The sequence below is a fragment of the Mangrovimonas yunxiaonensis genome (assembly GCF_000733475.1).
Classification (GTDB): Bacteria; Bacteroidota; Bacteroidia; order Flavobacteriales; family Flavobacteriaceae; genus Mangrovimonas; species Mangrovimonas yunxiaonensis.
Map to the genome: position 1 here is coordinate 520,581 of NZ_JPFK01000005.1, position 17,293 is coordinate 537,873.

Annotated in this window: 17 protein-coding genes; 13 read left to right on the top strand and 4 right to left on the bottom strand. The window is 39.8% G+C overall.

The genetic code is table 11. The features are described 5' to 3' along the window. Positions 1 to 44: 44 nt before the first annotated feature. On the bottom strand, positions 45 to 554 hold the full coding sequence (locus IA57_RS06415; RefSeq protein WP_036120817.1) for a heavy-metal-associated domain-containing protein: 510 nt from the start codon (positions 552 to 554) through the stop codon (positions 45 to 47). An 88-nt stretch (positions 555 to 642) separates the two neighbouring features. On the opposite strand from IA57_RS06415, the gene IA57_RS06420 reads away from it, so the two are divergent. After that, on the top strand, positions 643 to 1,527 hold the full coding sequence (locus tag IA57_RS06420; protein ID WP_036120819.1) for a DMT family transporter: 885 nt from the start codon (positions 643 to 645) through the stop codon (positions 1,525 to 1,527). A gap of 34 nt (positions 1,528 to 1,561) precedes the next feature. Here IA57_RS06420 and IA57_RS06425 read toward each other — a convergent pair whose 3' ends face one another. Beyond that, on the bottom strand, positions 1,562 to 3,625 hold the full coding sequence (locus IA57_RS06425; RefSeq protein ID WP_036121382.1) for a M16 family metallopeptidase: 2,064 nt from the start codon (positions 3,623 to 3,625) through the stop codon (positions 1,562 to 1,564). A 16-nt stretch (positions 3,626 to 3,641) separates the two neighbouring features. Further along, complete coding sequence (locus tag IA57_RS06430) at positions 3,642 to 4,961, bottom strand: M16 family metallopeptidase (RefSeq protein WP_036120822.1); 1,320 nt, start codon at positions 4,959 to 4,961, stop codon at positions 3,642 to 3,644. A 195-nt stretch (positions 4,962 to 5,156) separates the two neighbouring features. Here IA57_RS06430 and IA57_RS06435 point away from each other — a divergent pair, with 195 nt between their 5' ends. The 5 genes from IA57_RS06435 (at position 5,157) to IA57_RS06455 (ending at position 10,702) form a co-directional block, all read left to right on the top strand. After that, on the top strand, positions 5,157 to 5,612 hold the full coding sequence (locus IA57_RS06435) for a DUF4199 domain-containing protein (protein ID WP_036120825.1): 456 nt from the start codon (positions 5,157 to 5,159) through the stop codon (positions 5,610 to 5,612). An 86-nt stretch (positions 5,613 to 5,698) separates the two neighbouring features. Continuing rightward, positions 5,699 to 6,334: a 50S ribosomal protein L21 gene (gene rplU / locus IA57_RS06440; RefSeq protein WP_036120828.1), complete on the top strand. Its 636-nt coding sequence runs from the start codon at positions 5,699 to 5,701 to the stop codon at positions 6,332 to 6,334. A 38-nt stretch (positions 6,335 to 6,372) separates the two neighbouring features. Then, a complete protein-coding gene (gene rpmA / locus IA57_RS06445) occupies positions 6,373 to 6,633 on the top strand; it encodes a 50S ribosomal protein L27 (protein WP_036120831.1) in 261 nt (86 codons plus the stop codon). A gap of 204 nt (positions 6,634 to 6,837) precedes the next feature. Next, positions 6,838 to 9,684: a TonB-dependent receptor gene (locus IA57_RS06450; protein ID WP_188358225.1), complete on the top strand. Its 2,847-nt coding sequence runs from the start codon at positions 6,838 to 6,840 to the stop codon at positions 9,682 to 9,684. Then, a complete protein-coding gene (locus tag IA57_RS06455) occupies positions 9,665 to 10,702 on the top strand; it encodes a phytase (protein ID WP_036120832.1) in 1,038 nt (345 codons plus the stop codon). The genes IA57_RS06450 and IA57_RS06455 overlap by 20 nt, the downstream gene beginning before the upstream one ends. Positions 10,703 to 10,894: 192 nt before the next feature. Here the strand turns inward: IA57_RS06455 and ahcY are convergent, their stop codons facing one another. Continuing rightward, positions 10,895 to 12,211 carry an adenosylhomocysteinase gene (gene ahcY / locus IA57_RS06460; protein WP_036120835.1) on the bottom strand — a complete coding sequence of 439 codons (1,317 nt, stop codon included), beginning with the start codon at positions 12,209 to 12,211 and terminating at the stop codon, positions 10,895 to 10,897. Positions 12,212 to 12,334: 123 nt separating this feature from the next. Between ahcY and IA57_RS06465 the strand changes: the two genes are divergently transcribed. From IA57_RS06465 to arfB, 7 genes are read left to right on the top strand one after another with little or no spacing between them, the layout of a single operon-like run. Then, positions 12,335 to 12,961: a 4'-phosphopantetheinyl transferase family protein gene (locus tag IA57_RS06465; protein WP_036120838.1), complete on the top strand. Its 627-nt coding sequence runs from the start codon at positions 12,335 to 12,337 to the stop codon at positions 12,959 to 12,961. A 1-nt stretch (position 12,962) separates the two neighbouring features. Then, positions 12,963 to 13,700 (top strand): phosphoglycerol geranylgeranyltransferase, encoded by a 738-nt coding sequence (locus IA57_RS06470; RefSeq protein ID WP_036120840.1) that lies wholly within the window; start codon positions 12,963 to 12,965, stop codon positions 13,698 to 13,700. A 50-nt stretch (positions 13,701 to 13,750) separates the two neighbouring features. Then, complete coding sequence (locus IA57_RS06475; protein WP_036120843.1) at positions 13,751 to 14,011, top strand: thiamine-binding protein; 261 nt, start codon at positions 13,751 to 13,753, stop codon at positions 14,009 to 14,011. Next, a complete protein-coding gene (gene pnuC, locus IA57_RS06480; RefSeq protein WP_036120846.1) occupies positions 13,995 to 14,627 on the top strand; it encodes a nicotinamide riboside transporter PnuC in 633 nt (210 codons plus the stop codon). The genes IA57_RS06475 and pnuC overlap by 17 nt, the downstream gene beginning before the upstream one ends. Further along, complete coding sequence (locus tag IA57_RS06485; protein ID WP_036120849.1) at positions 14,588 to 15,157, top strand: AAA family ATPase; 570 nt, start codon at positions 14,588 to 14,590, stop codon at positions 15,155 to 15,157. The genes pnuC and IA57_RS06485 overlap by 40 nt, the downstream gene beginning before the upstream one ends. Continuing rightward, positions 15,154 to 16,686 carry a DUF4301 family protein gene (locus IA57_RS06490; protein ID WP_036120853.1) on the top strand — a complete coding sequence of 511 codons (1,533 nt, stop codon included), beginning with the start codon at positions 15,154 to 15,156 and terminating at the stop codon, positions 16,684 to 16,686. The genes IA57_RS06485 and IA57_RS06490 overlap by 4 nt, the downstream gene beginning before the upstream one ends. Then, positions 16,679 to 17,083, top strand: coding sequence for an alternative ribosome rescue aminoacyl-tRNA hydrolase ArfB (gene arfB / locus IA57_RS06495; RefSeq protein WP_036120857.1), 405 nt, complete (start codon positions 16,679 to 16,681; stop codon positions 17,081 to 17,083). Before IA57_RS06490 ends, arfB begins: the two co-directional genes overlap by 8 nt. The last annotated feature ends 210 nt before the right edge of the window (positions 17,084 to 17,293 follow it).

Consider the following 17,293-nt stretch of genomic DNA (forward strand, 5'->3'; position numbering starts at 1 on the left):
CACCCTTAAAAGGATGCTCGTTTTATATTATTTATTTTAAAAAATTAGGCCTGACTTTCCTTAGCACAGCACGCTTTTTTGCAGTCTTTGGCACAAGCCATTTTTTCGTTGCTAGCACCTTCTTTGTTTGCGCAACAGGCTTTTTTACAATCTGGCTTGCAGGCCGTTTCAGTTGAAAAAGCATCAACAGTTTTCATGTTTTCAACACTGTAAACCTCTCCAGTATTTTTTACTGTTTCTTCTAAAGTTCCTGGGTTAACCGCAGCCACATCGTATTCTACCATAGCTAATTGCGTGTCAAAATCTACTTTTGCAGATTTTACACCATCCATCTTTGCTAATTTCTTTTCAATAGTCTTGGCGCAGCCCATAGCGCAAGTCATGCCTTTTATGTTAAACTCGGCTTTGGCATAAGTCGCGTTAGGATCTAAGGTTTTTTCCTGAGAAGCTTCTACAGTAACGGTTTTTACTTCAGGAGCTTGCGGGTTGTCCTTACAAGCTGAAAACAACACGGTAATGCAGCTAAGAACAAAAATATATTTTAAAGATTTCATTTTAAATGTGTTTTAGGTTCTTACAAATTTAAAAAATATTGCTTTTTATTCTGTTAAAAGTTAGAATTTTGTGCTTTAAAAACGCAGAATGAAAAATATCAGCCCAAAATGGGTGTTTTTGGTGGTGTTATCTCTAATTTGGGGAAGCTCGTTTATTCTTATTAAGAAATCGTTGGTTGGGTTAACCCCGCTACAGCTAGGAGCATTAAGAACACTGTTAACGGGGGTAATCCTGTTTCTTGTGGGGTTTGGGCAAATAAGACAAATTGCTAAAGACAAGTGGATCTGGATTGCTGCCTCGGGATTTTTGGGGTCGTTTTTTCCCGCATTTTTGTTTGCCATAGCACAAACCGAAATAGACAGCGCTATTGCATCTATCCTGAATTCGTTGGTGCCGTTAAACACCATTTTAACTGGTTTGTTCCTTTTTAAAATAATCTCCTCGCAAAGGCAAGTTATGGGGGTTATTGTGGGGTTTATAGGGACGGCAATTTTAATTTTTGAAGGCGCCGATATCAATCCAGACCAAAACTACCTCTATGCTTTGTATGTTATTTTGGCGACCATTATGTATGCGTTAAATGTAAACATTATTAAACGCCATTTGCAAGATGTTAAGCCTTTGGGTATTGCGGTAGGGAATTATGCGGTTATTGTTGTTCCTGCGGTTTTAATTTTAGTCTTCACCGATTTTTTTAAGGCTTCAACACTTAAAAGCCCGCTATTTCATGAGGCGCTTGTATATGTCGTAGTGCTGTCGTTGTTTGGAACGGCTTTGGCCAAAGTGCTGTACAATAAACTGGTGCAAATTTCAACGCCGGTATTTGCTTCTTCTGTAACCTATTTAATGCCTGTTGTGGCGTTGTTATGGGGACTTTTAGATGGTGAGGGGCTTAGTGTAGTTCAAATGGCGGCGACCGTTATGATTTTGTTTGGAGTTTATTTATCGAATAAAAGAAAAAAGCCCAACTAAACGTTGGGCTTTTTTTGTTAAAGGCGGTATAGGCTTAATTAAAATCTTCTTCAGATACGCCTTTGTTAATGGTAACCTCAATTAATTTGGAGGTGATTTTCTGTCCCATTTGGGTGCCTTCTTTTATCGAAGGGAAAAGAATGCCGTCGTAAGCGACGTAGTCTTTTAAAATAGCTTCTTGCGTTTGGGTTTGCCCTTGCATAGAAGTGGTTTGAACCTCTTTCACCTTAAGGCCAGTTTTTACATCGTAATACAAACTTACTGAAATAACTTCTCCTGCTACATCAATTTTATAGGCATCTTTACCATCGATGTTTTCAATGCCAGAAAGTTTTGCACTATCAGAATTAAGTAAATCCTTTTCTAAGAATAGTCCAGCCATAATGGTCATGTCTTTGGCCATATTTTCTGGAAGCGATTGTTTCATTTCGCCACGTTTCATAAAGGCTGTTTCTTGGGTAACAATAACCTTCATCATAGGAGCCCCATTCATCGAAACTGTTTGCGCCATTTTATGGTCTACTTTTTTCTCTTCGTTTACTAGGGTAGACCCCATAGCGTTGGCTTCGTATTTAAGGATTAAAGAGGTGACATTGTCTAGCTTTTCTTTACCACCAATGGCCTTAATGTAGTTGCTTAAAACGGTTTTTGCATCTACACCTAAAGCTTCTTTTGGGGCTTCTGGCTTTTCGGTTGGATTGGCGTATTTGTCGTAGTATTTTATTGGTAACCCTGTTTTCTCTAGGTTTTCAAGAACATCGCTACCCTTACCTACAACCACAAAACGGGCGTGTTCTGGTTTAAAGTATTTGTTGGCTACACGCTTAACATCGGCAGTGGTTACCGCATTTATTTTTTGAAGGTAGGTTGAATAGAAGTCCTCGGGCAAATCGTTAATAATGGTGTTAAGGGCGTACCTTGCAATGGTTTGCGGATTTTCTAATGCGAGCACAAAATCGCCCACGTACTTAGCTTTGGCATTGGCTAAGTCTTCAGCAGATACAGGCTCGTCCTTAATACGTTTAATTTCCTTTAAGGTCTCTACAACAGCGCTGTCTGTTACGGCATTTCTTACAGAGGCGCCTGCGCTAAAGCGGGCGATGTATTTATCGGCGCTTAGGCTAGAGCGCGCACCATAGGTATAACCATGGGCTTCGCGTAAATTCATGTTTAGGTAACTGTTAAAACCACCGCCAAGAATTTTATTGGCTATGAGCAACGCATGATAATCTGGGTCGTTCATTTTAAGGTCTACCGTATGTGTTAACGAAATATTGGACTGTACGGCATTAGGCATGTCTACAAAATCTATTTGGGTTTTGCCTACATTGTTGCTGGCATCGGGAACATTATAAGACATGTCCACACCTTGCTGCCATTTGCCAAAGTACTTTTTAACTTGCTGTTTTATGTCGTTAAACTTTACATCGCCTACCACAACTAGGTAAGCATTGCTAGGGTTAAAGTGCTCCTGATAAAAGGTTTTAACATCGTTAAGGGTGGTTTTGTTCAAAGTAGTTTCGGTAACAAACTCGCCATACGGGTGGTGTGTGCCATAGGCTAAAGCACTGCCCACACGACTGGCTACGGTAGCGACACTGTTTTCGCCAGATTTTATGCTTTCAATAGCTTTTTCTTTTTCCTTGTCGAATTCATCTTGGTTAAAAACCGGGTTAATGGCTGCATCTGCCATGAGCTCTAAAATGCGCTCGGAATATTTCGATAATGCTCGGGCATAGGCACCGTTGGATCTAAAGCTTAAAGAGGCTCCCAAGAAATCGATTTCTTCGTTAAAATCATCTTTCGAGATATTATCAGAGCCTTTGCCCATCATGCTGCCAAAAAGCTGCGAAACCCCGGCAATCTGACCTTCTTTAATAGGTTTGTTGTCTATATTTAAGCTGTAAGATACGCGAGGTAACTTGTGGTTTTCTACAACAAGTACCTTAAGGCCATTTTTAAGTTGAAATTCACCAGGAACTTCCAGTGTAATTTTTGGTGATGGCCCGGGCTCTGGTTGTTTAGAACGATCTATTTGAGCTTGTACTCCAATAGATATGAAAAACAACGCGACTAATGGATATATATATTGTTTCATTTTTGATATGGTCTTTTTATTGGTCATCTGTTTTAGGTAAGTACTCTAATACCAAGCGTTGGTTGGTGTTAAGGTATTTTTTGGCAACATTGCGAATGTCTTCTCTGGTGATAGAGCGATAAATGTCTATTTCGTTATTAATAAGTGCGGTATCGCCGTAAAGCATATAATATCTGGCAAGCGAATTGGCAATGCCCTCTATGCTAGAGTTGGCGTTTACAAACTGATTTTCAAATTTATTTTGAAGCTTTTGGTAGTCTTTTTCAGAAATTAGCTCGTTTTGAACCTTTACAATTTCCTCATCCATTTCCGATAATAAATCTGTTAATGGCACATCGCCTAACGGCAGGCCAAAAAGCGCATAAATACCATAATCCTCTTGACTAATGTTTACCGCTTGCACCTGAAGGGCTTGTTTTTGCTCATCAACAAGTTTTTTGTAAAGCACAGAGCTTTTTCCGCTGCTTAGGTAAGAAGAAAGCATGTCTAGGGCATAGGCATCGCGTGCTTTAAAAGAAGGCGTTCTGTAGGCAGCAATAATGGCAGGGATTTGTATGTTAGGGTCGTGGTATTTGGCGTTTATTTGTTGTGAAATAGGCGTTTCTTGTGGGAGGTTTCTAGTAACGTCTTCACCTCTTGGAATGGGGCCAAAATAATTTTCAATCATTTTTTTAACTGCAGGAACATCAATGTCTCCGGCAACAACAAGTACTGCATTGTTGGGTACATAGAATTTTTTGTTAAACGCTTTAAACTCTTCTAGTATAGCGGCATCTAAGTGCTCTAAAGAGCCTATGGTCGCCCAACGGTATGGGTGTTTTTTAAATAAGTTTTTCTTAACTTCTGCAAGCAGGTTCCCGTAAGGTTGGTTATCAACTCGAAGTCTTTTTTCCTCTTTTACGACCTCGTTTTGGGTATCGACACCTATTTGGTTTATTACGGGGTGTAGTAGTCTTTCAGATTCCATCCATAATCCCAACTCAACACTGTTAGAGGGAAATACTTCGTAATAGTAAGTTCTGTCGTCGGTTGTGTTGGCATTGTTGCTCCCACCATTAGAGGTTACAATATTAAACCACTCGCCACGCGCTATGTTTTCGGTACCTTCGAATAATAGGTGCTCAAAAAAATGGGCAAATCCGGTGCGTTCAGGGTTTTCGTCTTTAGCGCCCACATGGTACATTACCGAGGTGGTTACGACAGGGGCAGAATTGTCTTGGTGAAGAATAACGTGCATGCCGTTATCTAGGTCGTACTCTTCATACGCAACTTCTTGTGCCATTAACGCGAAGTTGCCAAAAAGCAAGGAAGATAGAAAAAAGATGTTTTTTTTCATGTGTTGTTTTAATTAGATTTATAAATCGAGTTTGTTGTATGACTACTTTTTTAGGTAAAAGTTACATAAGTCCAAAGATAAACAATATAAATCAAGGTTGTTTTTATAGCAAGGGGCTAAAAAATAAAAGATTATAGGTAAGAAGTTATATTTTTTCACGAAATTTAAGGGAGTTAACCATAAACAATTAAAGAAATGAATACTTCAGCATCGGTTTCGTTAAAATATGGGGTGCTTACAGCGGTGGCCCTTGTCGGGTATTTTTTACTGCTTAAGCTTATCGGATTACATCAAAACCCTTGGTTTAGGCTGTTTAATGGGGTTATTATGGCCTTTGGGCTTTTTATGGGGATAAAACATTACAAAAGCGTTTCGGGCAATCAGTTTAATTACATTAATGGCTTTAAAACGGGGTTGTTAACCGGGTTTTGGGCGACCTTTATTTTTGCTGCTTTTATGGCGGTTTACATGTTTCATCTGGATGTGGAGTTTATGCACGCACTGCTGAAAAATTGGTTTGAAAACACCGATAAAGGAGGTGGGATTTTAATTTTTATTATTCTTATAGAAGGGTTGGCTTCAACAACCGTACTAACATTAACGTTTATGCAAATCTTTAAAAGAAGTACAAAAATCACCGAAAAGGCATAAAACGTTTGTACTTTAAGAATTTAGGCGTATATTTGCACTCATTTTTTCGAGTAAAAATTAATTAACATTAACTTAAACGTTACGCTATGTACGCAATTGTAGAGATAGCAGGGCAACAATTTAAAGTTGAAAAAGACCAAAAAGTTTTTGTTAACCGTTTACAAACAGAAGAAGGAAAGACTGTGTCTTTCGACAACGTTCTTCTAATTGGAGATGGTGACAATATAACTGTTGGCGCCCCGGCTATAAACGGCGCTCAAGTAGGAGCAAAAGTCGTTAAACACCTTAAAGGAGATAAGGTTATCGTTTTCAAAAAGAAAAGACGTAAAGGTTACCGTGTAAAAAATGGTCACCGTCAAGCCCTTTCTGAAATCGTAATCGAAAGTATTGTAGCTTCAGGAGCAAAAAAAGCTGCTCCAGCTAAAAAAGAAACAAAAAAAGCTGCACCAAAAAAGGCTGCCGCTAAAGCAGACGATTTAAAGAAAATTGAAGGCGTAGGTCCAAAAGCTATGGAAGCTTTTGTAAATGCAGGTCTTGATACTTTCGAAAAAATTGCTGCTACCAAACCAGAAAAATTGAGCGAAGTGCTTTCAGAAGCTAGCTCAAGATTAGCTCATTTAGTAACCGATACTTGGCCAAAGCAAGCTAAACTTGCCGCCGATGGTAAATGGGACGAGTTAAAAGAATTACAAGACAAACTAGACGGCGGGATCGAGCAATAGATCTTCGTTAATTATTAATAAAATAAAACCTTAAGACAATGGCTCATAAAAAAGGAGTTGGTAGTTCTAAAAACGGTAGAGAATCAGAATCGAAACGCCTTGGTGTTAAGATTTTTGGAGGACAAGCTGCTGTTGCAGGGAACATTATCGTAAGACAAAGAGGTACAGCTCACAATCCTGGTGAGAATGTATACGCTGGAAAAGACCACACTTTACACGCTAAAGTTGATGGTGTTGTAAAATTTGAAAAGAAGAAAAACGGAAAATCGTTTGTTTCTATAGTGCCTTTTGAAGCCTAAGAAACAGTCTTTTTAAAACATATAAAAAGCGCTTTCTAATTATTAGAAAGCGCTTTTTTCGTTTTATAGAATTATAAAACCTATGTGTATAAATTGTTAAATAAAGCACGACAGCCTTAAAAGTTAACCTAAGCTTAGGTTTTAATTAAAAGCGCTCTAAAACCGATTTCATTATTTAGTGGCTTAACTAAAACAATCAAAATAATGAAATATTTTTACGTCCTACTCATGCTGTTTAGTATTAGTGGGTTTTCGCAATCGGGTAACATTCAAGGGGTTATTGCAGACGATAATGGGCTCGCCATTCCCGGAGCAACAGTTTTAATCGAATCTTTAAATAAAGGGGTAAGCTCCAATTTCGATGGTAAATTTACACTGGTAGGCGTGCCTGAAGGTAAACACGTTGTTACCGTTAAATATTTAGGGTATGCCAGTTTAAATCAAGATGTAACTGTTGTAGCGGGTAGTACGGTAACATTAAATATAACACTAAGCTCAGAAAGTACAGAGCTTGAGGAGGTGTTGCTTACGGGTTATGGCCTTAGCGGGCAAACCAGAGCGCTTAACACCCAGAAAAACAAGACGAACATTACCAACATCGTATCTACCGATCAAATTGGAAAGTTTCCAGATGCCAATGTAGGCGATGCTGTTAAGCGCATTCCAGGTATTACCATGCAGGTAGACCAAGGGGAAGCGCGTAACATTATTGTTCGCGGCTTGTCGCCACAACTAAACTCGGTAACGTTAAACGGAAGCCGAATTCCTTCGGCAGAAGGCGATAACCGTAATGTGCAGATGGATTTAATTCCGTCAGACATGATTCAAACTATAGAGGTAAACAAAGCCGTAACACCAGATATGGATGCCGATGCACTTGGAGGTTCGGTAAACCTAATTACAAAAACATCGCCCCAAGGCTTTCGTTTGTCGGCAACTGCAGGTTCTGGATTAAACTTCATTACCGATAAACGTATTTTAAATGGCGCTTTCTTGGTAGGAAACCGTTCAAAAAACAACAAGTTTGGCTGGATGGTTTCGGCTTCTATAAACGATAACGACTTTGGAAGCGATAACGTCGAGGCCGAATGGACCGATGAATTTGAATATAACACAGGCGTAAACGATGCCGATGGCGATCCTATTATGGAAGAGGTTAACGTAAACCCGTATGCCAATGTGTTTGAAATTAGAGAGTATTTAGTGCAACGTATTCGCAGGAGCTTCTCGGCTAATTTCGATTACAATCTAGATAAGAACAATACCCTTTATTTTAAGTCTATTTACAATTGGCGAGACGACCGTGAAAACAGGTTTAGGCTAGAACATGAAATTTTAGATGGTGAAGATATTGAAATGGGCGATTTTACCGTTGATGGTAATGGTAACCTTACAAGCTTTCCGGTAGAGGCAAAACGCCAAACGAAAGGGGGTATAGACAGCAAACGAAATAAAAATGCCAGACTAGAGGACCAACGCATGCAAAACTACAGTTTGGGTGGTGAGCATTTAATAGGAAACGTGCAACTAGACTGGATGGGGTCGTTTTCCAAAGCTTCGGAAGAACGCCTAAACGAAAGGTATTTAGAGTATGAAAGCGAATATGCTGTTGGCTTTAACAACAACGAAGACAAGCCGCTGTTTTCACCTTTAAATGCAAATGACGCCAGTTTTGCCGATTTTGAATTGGGTGAAATCACAGAAGAAAATCAGTATACCGAAGAAAAAGACATTAACGTATTTGTAAATGCGCAAATTCCTTTATCTGTAGTTAGTAACCAAGATGGGTTTTTAAAGATTGGTGCTAAAACCAGAATGAAAAATAAAAATCGCGACAACGACTTTACAGAATATAGCGACGAAACGGGAGGTTTAGAGTTTTTGGGCATGATTCCGACCAGAAACTATACAGATGTCGATTTCTTGGCTGGAGAGCAATATGCAGCTGGCGTATTTGCCGATGCCGGTTATTTAGGCGGGTTAGATTTGTACAATACCAATCTGTTTACTGGAGAAAATCTTCCAGAAGAATACATTACAAGTAATTTTGATGTTAATGAAGATGTTTATGCCGGCTATGCCATGATTAACCAAGACCTGTCCGATAAGTTTAGCGTACTGGCAGGCGTTAGGCTAGAGCATACGGTAATTAATAGCCAAGGGAACGAATTAGAGTTCGATACCAATGGCGATGTATCGGGTATTCAAGAAGTGGTAGACGAAAGTTCGTACACCAATGTTTTGCCGGGAGTGCATTTAAAGTACAACATCTCAGACAATACCGTATTGCGCTTGGCGTGGACAAATACGTTGGCAAGACCTAACTATGTCGATATGGTGCCTTATAGGGAAATTAATAGGGAAGATGAAGAGATTTTCTTAGGAAATGCCGAGCTAAATCCAACCACATCAATGAACTTTGATTTTATGGCCGAGCATTATTTTAAGTCGGTAGGTATTATATCGGGTGGGGTGTTCTACAAAGACATTAAAGACTTTGTTTACATAAGACAAACCGAAGACGATAATGGCTTTGAAGTATACCAACCACTTAATGGTGAAGGTGCCAATGTTTACGGAGCCGAGGTATCGTTACAACGCCGTTTGGATTTCTTGCCGGGCTTTGCTAAAAACTTTAGTGTTTACTTAAACTATACGTACTTAAAATCAGATTCAGAAGGGATTTACAATGAAGATGGTGAGGAGCGTACCGACCTAGATTTGCCCAACACAGCTCCAAACATGTTTAACGGTTCGTTAGGGTATGCCGGAAAAAGGTTTAGCCTTCGTCTATCAGGAAATTACTCCGATGCTTACGTTGACGAAATTGGCGGAAATGCATTTGAAGATAGGTATTACGATGAGCAGTTTTTCTTAGATTTTAACGCCAATGTGGCCATCAATAAAAACCTAAGCGTATACGTTAACCTAAACAACATCACTAACCAACCTTTGCGCTATTACCAAGGTGTAAAAAACCGCACCATGCAAATGGAATATTACGAAAAACGTTTAACTTTTGGAATAAAATATGACCTATTTAAGAAATAACATAAAACGAACCTTGGCAGTAGTAGCTCTACCGTTACTAATAGGCTCTTGCGCCAAGACATTGCCCGAAATAGCACCAACCTTAAAAACCGAGCAGGTGCCACACGATAGCGACGACCCGGCCATTTGGGTAAATAGCGACAACCCAGAACAAAGTATTGTTTTTGGCACCGATAAAGATGAGGTTAACGGAGGGGTTTATGCCTTCGATTTAGCGGGTAACATCATGGCCGAAAAAAGTGTAACAGGAGTGAGTTACCCTAATAATGTTGATGTGGAATACGGGTTTAAATTAACCGACTCGACCCAAACAGATATTATGGTGTTTTCCGAAAGGGAAAAACACCGCATTAGAGTATATGCCATACCCGAAATGACTCCTTTAGACAACGGTGGTTTTCCTGTTTTTGAAGATGAATCGAATGCAGCCATGAAACGCCCCATGGGGGTAGCGGTGTTTAAAGATCCAGAAACTGCAGAGGTATCGGTGTTTGTAAGTAGGAAAGAAGGACCAAAACAAGGCTATCTATATCAATATGCCTTAACATCAGGTGCTGCAGGCGTAAAAGCCACCCTGTTAAGAAAAATAGGGCGGTTTAGCGGCGAAAAGGAAATAGAAGCCATTGCCGTAGACGACGAGTTGGGTTATGTTTATTATTCAGATGAAGGCGTAGGCATTAGAAAATATCACGCCAACCCCAAAAAGGGAGATGATGAAATTGCCATGTTTGGTAGCGAGTATTTTAAAGATGATATAGAAGGCATAGCCATTGCCAAGTACAGTAATGGCGAAGGAGCTTTAATTGTGTCTAATCAGCAGGACGGGACGTTTAACATTTTTAATAGAACCGATAATGCGTACATAAAAACCTTAAACTTAGGAACGCTAGAGACAGATGGTTGCGATGTGGTGACAACTCCACTAGGGGCAAAGTATCCAAATGGCTTGTTTGTATCTATGAACGACGAGCGTAATTTTTTCTACCACGCGTTAGATTCGTTACGGTTAAAAAAATAATTGATTCTCACTTTTTTTGATTGAAAGAAAGCCCTTTTGTAATAAAAGAGGGCTTTTTTAATATGTTTTCAATAGGTAAAAGCATTCAATACAAAGGTGTTTAAAAACAAAAAACCCTCACATTTCTGCAAGGGTTAATCTAATATTTAAAACCGGAAGCGCTCTAAAGTCTAAACGCAACACCAATTTAAATTAATATCTGTAGTGTTCTGGTTTGTATGGACCTTCAACGGTTACACCAATGTATTTAGCTTGCTCGTCGCTAAGCTCGGTAAGCTCAACACCAATTTTAGCTAAGTGTAATTTGGCAACTTTCTCGTCTAGGTGCTTAGGAAGCATATAAACCTCGTTTCCGTAAGCTTCAGCGTTGTTCCAAAGCTCGATTTGTGCTAACGTCTGGTTGGTGAATGAGTTACTCATTACAAAACTTGGGTGGCCTGTAGCGCATCCTAAGTTTACTAAGCGACCTTCGGCTAAGATGATGATATCGTTACCATCTATAGTATATTTATCAACTTGAGGTTTGATTTCAACTTTGGTGTTTCCGTAGTTTTGGTTTAACCAAGCCATCTGAATTTCGTTATCGAAGTGCCCAATATTACAAACGATGGTTTTGTCTTTCATCGCTTTAAAGTGTTCAGCTCTTACAATGTCTTTATTTCCAGTTGTTGTAATGACAATATCAGCATTACCAACAACAGTTTCTAATTTTTTAACTTCGTAACCATCCATTGCAGCTTGTAACGCACAGATTGGGTCGATTTCTGTTACGGTAACAATACTTCCAGCACCTTTAAATGAAGCAGCTGTGCCTTTACCAACATCGCCATACCCACAAACCACAACACGTTTTCCGGCAAGCATCACGTCGGTAGCACGACGAATCGCATCTACAGCACTTTCTTTACAGCCGTATTTGTTATCGAATTTCGATTTGGTTACAGAGTCGTTTACATTTATGGCTGGCATAGGTAGGGTACCATTTTCCATACGCTCGTATAAACGGTGAACGCCAGTCGTGGTTTCCTCAGAAAGGCCTTTAATACCGGCGGCTAATTCTGGATATTGGTCCAGTACCATATTGGTTAAATCGCCACCATCATCTAAAATCATGTTTAATGGCTGTCTGTCTTCGCCAAAGAAAAGGGTTTGCTCTATACACCAATCAAACTCTTCTTCGGTCATGCCTTTCCAAGCATATACAGGAATACCGGCAGCTGCAATGGCTGCGGCAGCATGGTCTTGGGTAGAGAATATGTTACAAGAACTCCAGGTTACTTCGGCGCCTAGGGCTACTAAAGTTTCAATCAATACAGCGGTTTGGATGGTCATGTGCAAGCATCCTGCAATTTTAGCGCCTTTTAAAGGTTGTTGCGCGCCGTATTCTTCTCTTAAACTCATTAATCCTGGCATTTCTGCTTCGGCCAGTTCTATTTCTTTTCTTCCCCATTCAGCCAGAGAAATGTCCTTTACCTTGTAAGGTACAAAAGGAATCGTTTTTGTGCTCATAGTTTTTCTTTTTTATGGTATTACAACTTTGGCAATCGTACTTAAATGGTTAAATTCGCTTTACAAAATTGTTTAAACTTCTTTAAGAAGTGCAAAGGTAGTCAATAACTTTTAGAATATTAAATGCCACTATATAAAACACTTACTCCCAACTCCGAAACCACCGTTAAAATTTGGAAGATTACCGAATCGTATAACGAGTTAATGGCGCCCATTACACTAAAGCCTCAAAATAAGGCACGTGTGCTGGGCATGAAAAGTGAGTTGCACCAAAGGGGCTTTTTAAGTGTTCGGCATTTGCTGGCAGAATTTGGCTATACCGATAACGATTTGTTTTACGACGAAAACGGCAAACCACACTTGAAGGATGGTAAGCATATTTCCATTACACACTCGTTTACCTTCTCGGGTGTTGTGGTTAGTAATGATGTGGTGGGGATTGATATAGAAAAGCAGCGCGAAAAAATAGGAGTCATTGCCCATAAATTTATGGACTATGAGTTTGAGTATCTCAATAAAACAGCGCCCCAATACATTAATAAGCTAACGGTTATTTGGTGCATTAAGGAGTCGTTGTACAAATTGTTTGCAACGCCGGGGCTAAGCTTTTTGCAGCACACTTTGGTTATACCGTTTACTATGGACGATACTTCAACGGTTTCCTGGATAGATTATAATGGCAGAAAGTGCCGCTACCAAGCCGAATTTATAGAGTTTGAAGGCTTTACGTGTGCTTATGTAACCCCTTAAAATGAAATTTATTTACCAAAACATATTACAGCAAATAGCGCAAGGCAAAAAACTCCTCGCCGTTTTAATCGATCCCGATAAAATGCCGCTAGACAACGTTGAAGGCACGATTAAAAATGTGAATGAATCCTGGGTGACGCATATTTTTGTTGGGGGAAGTACGGTAAAGGCCGGGATAACAGCAGCTTTAGTTGCCCAAATAAAGGCACATACAACATTGCCTGTTGTACTGTTTCCGGGCGATGTTACGCAAATTACCAATAAAGCCGATGGGATATTGTTCTTAAGCCTGCTGTCAGGAAGAAACCCAGAATATCTAATCGATAAACAGGTGGCTTCGGTGGCCAAATTAAAAAATACAACTTTAGAAGTGATACCAACAGGGTATCTTTTAATAGAAAATGGCAAGGAAACAGCCGTACAGCGGGTAACAGGTACCGCGCCCATGCCAAGGCATAACGTGCAGCAAATTGTTCATACGGCAAAAGCTGGCGAGTATATGGGGAAACACCTTATATACCTTGAGGCTGGCAGTGGGGCTTTGCACCCCATTTCAGAAACGATTATTTCAAAAGTAAAGCAAGAACTAAACATTCCTTTAATTGTTGGTGGTGGTATTAAAAACAAAAACCAACTCGAATCTGCCTATAAGGCTGGAGCCGATTTAGTGGTTATAGGAACTGCTTTTGAAACGGACGCCACTTTTTTTGAAGCGTTAAAGCTGGAAGCGAAGATTTAGGAACAAGCAGAAATTAATTAAAAACATAACTGCATTTTGCAGAAAGTAACATGAAAATATCAGTCGAACTTACCCTTACCCCTTTACAGGACGATTTTGAACCTGCAATCATTCATTTTATAAAAAAGCTAAGAGCATCTAACCTAGAGGTTTTGGAAAACCCGTTAAGCACCCAGGTTTATGGCGAGTATGATGAGGTTATGCACCTCCTAACCACAGAGATTAAAGATGCTTTTGAACTGGTTGAACGCGGCCTGCTATACATGAAAATCGTAAAATCTGACAGACACGACTATGAGCCCCATTTTTGATTGGTTGTTTGCACAATACCAAGGCGTTGATACACACCTTATTGTTTTAGAGTTTTTAGGAGTGTTTTTTGGTTTTTTAAGCGTGTGGTATTCTAAACAGGAAAATATTCTTGTATATCCCACAGGCATTATAAGCACCGCAATTTTTGTCTACATTTTATGGGTTTATGGCCTTTTGGGCGACATGTTTATAAACGCCTATTATTTTTCCATGAGCATTTACGGATGGTATTACTGGACCCGAAAAGGTGCCGACAACACCCAAGTACCCGTTACCAAAACCACCAAAAAAGAACACCTGTGGAGTGTAGTTATTTTTGTGCTAACCCTACTGTTTGTAATCGCAGTTTATAAAGTAAACAACAAGTTTAATGCTTGGACTGCTTATGTAGATACGGTTACAACAGCCATATTTTTTGTTGGCATGTGGTTAATGGCCAAAAAGAAACTGGAAAATTGGACCTATTGGATTATAGGCGATCTTATTTCGGTGCCTTTGTATTTTTACAAAGGGTTGATTTTTACGTCTTTTCAATATTTTTTGTTTACTATTATAGCGATTTATGGATTTAGAGCATGGAAGAACAGCTTAAACAACAACCCGCAAACTGCATAAAAGTTGTGTTGTTTGGCCCCGAAAGTACCGGGAAAACAACTTTGTCAAGACAGTTAGCCAGACATTACAGCTCGGTTTGGGTGCCAGAATATGCCCGGGAATACCTTCAAAATAAATGGAACAACGAACGTAAAACCTGTGCTCCAGAGGATCTGCTGCCCATAGCGGTTGGGCAAATGGCCTTAGAGAACCGCTTGGCTAAAAAAACCAATACGGTGTTAATTTGTGATACCGATTTGTTGGAAACCAAAGTGTATTCCGAAGCGTATTATGCCGAAACGTGCGACCCATTATTAGAAGAATACGCTCTTAAAAATACCTACGACCTATATTTTTTAACCTATATTGACGTGCCTTGGGAAAAAGACGATTTGCGCGACAAACCCAATGAGCGAGAACGCATGTTTAAAGCGTTTGAGCGCGCACTAAAAACCCACAACAGACCGTATGTTTTGTTAAAGGGCGATAAGGAATCGCGCCTAAAAACAGCCGTGTCGCATATTGATGAACTTTTAAAGCAAAATACATGAGTTTTTCTAAAACAGATGTTCAAGTCATACAACATAAAGGGCAAACTGTAGAGAAGGTAGAGCAACAGCTCCAAACTTTTAAAGCAGGCCTGCCCGTTACAACACTTAAAGCCGCCGCTACAATAGGAAAAGGCATTGTAAGCGTTCCTGAAAGCGATAAACACATGTATATCCGTTTTTTTAACGATGTTAAGGATGCCTATGCCATTCAAAAATTTGTACCAGCTTCTGGTGCCGCAACGCGAATGTTTAAGTTTTTATACCATTTTTTAGAAACGTTTAATCCAGAGCAGGACGACTTTAAAACCTACACCCAAAATCATCCAGACCTTCTTGTTTTTGTAAATGGCCTGGAGCGTTTTCCGTTTTACGAAAAGGTGGTAAAGCACATCCCAGATTTTAAGGCTTTAGATTTAGGGCATAAGACCTATCGTTTTGCTAGTGTGCTTCTAAATTCTAACGGATTAAATTACGGAGCGCTGCCAAAGGGCTTGTTGCCGTTTCATAAATATACCAACCAAACCCGAACTGCTTTTGCCGAGCATTTGCTAGAAGCCGCCAGATATGCGGTTTCAAAAGGTAAGGCAAATGTGCATTTTACCATTTCGCCTCAGCACGAAAACAATTTTAAAGACCAGCTTCAAGAGGCTTTAAAAATGGTAGAGCACAAGACCGGTGTTCAAGTTGATGTGGCGTTTTCGTTTCAAAAGGAAACAACCGATACGGTTGCCGTTAACTTAGACAATACACCGTTTAGGCTGGCCGATGGTGCTATGTTATTCCGTCCGGGAGGGCACGGAGCTTTAATAGAGAATCTGAATGATTTGAATGCCGATATCGTGTTTGTTAAAAATATTGATAATGTTGTAATAGACGCTTTCGAAGAAGATGTAGTTGCGTACAAGAAAATGCTGGCCGGCATGTTGCTTAAGCTTCAGCAAGAGAGTTTTGCCTATGCCAAGGTCTTAGAGGAAGGAAAGGTTGAAGACTTAGGTGCTCTTGAAATGTTCTTGACCGAAAGTTTGAATGTGGTCTTTTTAGAAGATTACAACAGCCTTTCAACACCCGAAAAAATAGGCCGTTTAAAGACGCATCTCAATAAGCCCATTCGTGTTTGTGGCATGGTGAAAAATGAAGGCGAACCAGGGGGAGGACCATTTTGGACAGAAAATAGCGAGGGTAGGATATCGTTGCAGATTGTAGAGTCGGCACAAATGAATACTGCAGATAGCTCGCAACGCCAGATTTTGCAAAATGCCACGCATTTTAATCCTGTCGATTTGGTTTGTGGTTTAAAGAACTATAAAGGAGAGGCTTTTAATTTAACACAGTTTGTAGATGCTAAGGCGGCCTTTATAACCCAGAAAGACAAAGCAGGAAAGCCGTTAAAAGCCTTAGAACTTCCTGGTCTTTGGAACGGTGCCATGGCCTATTGGAACACCATTTTTGTTGAGGTGCCCTTACTTACATTTAATCCGGTAAAAACGGTAAACGACCTTTTAAAGCCCACACATCAACCCCATGTTTAATGCCGATGCACTTATAAAAGAACTCGAGTTTAAAGCCGTTAAAAGCTCTGGTGCTGGTGGGCAGCATGTTAATAAAACAGCGTCAAAGGTTGAGCTGTACTTTAATGTTGCAGCTTCCGAAGTTTTAAACGAGGAACAAAAAGCACTCCTAATTAAAAACCTAGGCACCCGGCTCACTAAAGACAGGGTGTTAATGTTGCAATGTGGCGAAAGTAGAAGCCAGCATAAAAATAAAGAAACGGTTATTTCGCGGTTTTTAAAGCTTGTAAGTACTCATATTAAACGCCCCAAAAAGCGAAAAAAAACAACGGTTCCCAAGATGGCCAAACTAAAACGACTTCAAAATAAAAAACAACAATCCGAAAAAAAGGCCAATAGAAAGCCGCCAAAACTATAACGAGGTTAGGGTGCTGTTTATAAAAGGCTAAAACACATTGTGTCAAAACACTTGCTGCGGACTCGGGATAAAACACCGATTATTCATTGCCAATTGTGAATTGTTGCCTACCTTTGCGGCGTTCTCAAAAAGGGGTGCTTGATAGATTACCGATTTGAGATTACCGATTACCGGTTTTAGCAATTTAAAACGCATAAATCGACCATCGGA

What these genes read in the sequence shown, in the direction of transcription:
- IA57_RS06425 (WP_036121382.1), bottom strand. Translation starts at nt 3,625, where the DNA reads ATGAAACAATATATATATCCATTAGTCGCGTTGTTTTTCATATCTATT.
- IA57_RS06435 (WP_036120825.1), top strand. Translation starts at nt 5,157, where the DNA reads ATGAATACTTCAGCATCGGTTTCGTTAAAATATGGGGTGCTTACAGCG.
- rplU (WP_036120828.1), top strand. Translation starts at nt 5,699, where the DNA reads ATGTACGCAATTGTAGAGATAGCAGGGCAACAATTTAAAGTTGAAAAA.
- IA57_RS06430 (WP_036120822.1), bottom strand. Translation starts at nt 4,961, where the DNA reads ATGAAAAAAAACATCTTTTTTCTATCTTCCTTGCTTTTTGGCAACTTC.
- ahcY (WP_036120835.1), bottom strand. Translation starts at nt 12,211, where the DNA reads ATGAGCACAAAAACGATTCCTTTTGTACCTTACAAGGTAAAGGACATT.
- IA57_RS06485 (WP_036120849.1), top strand. Translation starts at nt 14,588, where the DNA reads ATGGAAGAACAGCTTAAACAACAACCCGCAAACTGCATAAAAGTTGTG.
- IA57_RS06455 (WP_036120832.1), top strand. Translation starts at nt 9,665, where the DNA reads ATGACCTATTTAAGAAATAACATAAAACGAACCTTGGCAGTAGTAGCT.
- rpmA (WP_036120831.1), top strand. Translation starts at nt 6,373, where the DNA reads ATGGCTCATAAAAAAGGAGTTGGTAGTTCTAAAAACGGTAGAGAATCA.
- IA57_RS06415 (WP_036120817.1), bottom strand. Translation starts at nt 554, where the DNA reads ATGAAATCTTTAAAATATATTTTTGTTCTTAGCTGCATTACCGTGTTG.
- IA57_RS06450 (WP_188358225.1), top strand. Translation starts at nt 6,838, where the DNA reads ATGAAATATTTTTACGTCCTACTCATGCTGTTTAGTATTAGTGGGTTT.
- IA57_RS06465 (WP_036120838.1), top strand. Translation starts at nt 12,335, where the DNA reads ATGCCACTATATAAAACACTTACTCCCAACTCCGAAACCACCGTTAAA.
- pnuC (WP_036120846.1), top strand. Translation starts at nt 13,995, where the DNA reads ATGAGCCCCATTTTTGATTGGTTGTTTGCACAATACCAAGGCGTTGAT.
- IA57_RS06475 (WP_036120843.1), top strand. Translation starts at nt 13,751, where the DNA reads ATGAAAATATCAGTCGAACTTACCCTTACCCCTTTACAGGACGATTTT.
- IA57_RS06470 (WP_036120840.1), top strand. Translation starts at nt 12,963, where the DNA reads ATGAAATTTATTTACCAAAACATATTACAGCAAATAGCGCAAGGCAAA.
- IA57_RS06420 (WP_036120819.1), top strand. Translation starts at nt 643, where the DNA reads ATGAAAAATATCAGCCCAAAATGGGTGTTTTTGGTGGTGTTATCTCTA.
- arfB (WP_036120857.1), top strand. Translation starts at nt 16,679, where the DNA reads ATGTTTAATGCCGATGCACTTATAAAAGAACTCGAGTTTAAAGCCGTT.
- IA57_RS06490 (WP_036120853.1), top strand. Translation starts at nt 15,154, where the DNA reads ATGAGTTTTTCTAAAACAGATGTTCAAGTCATACAACATAAAGGGCAA.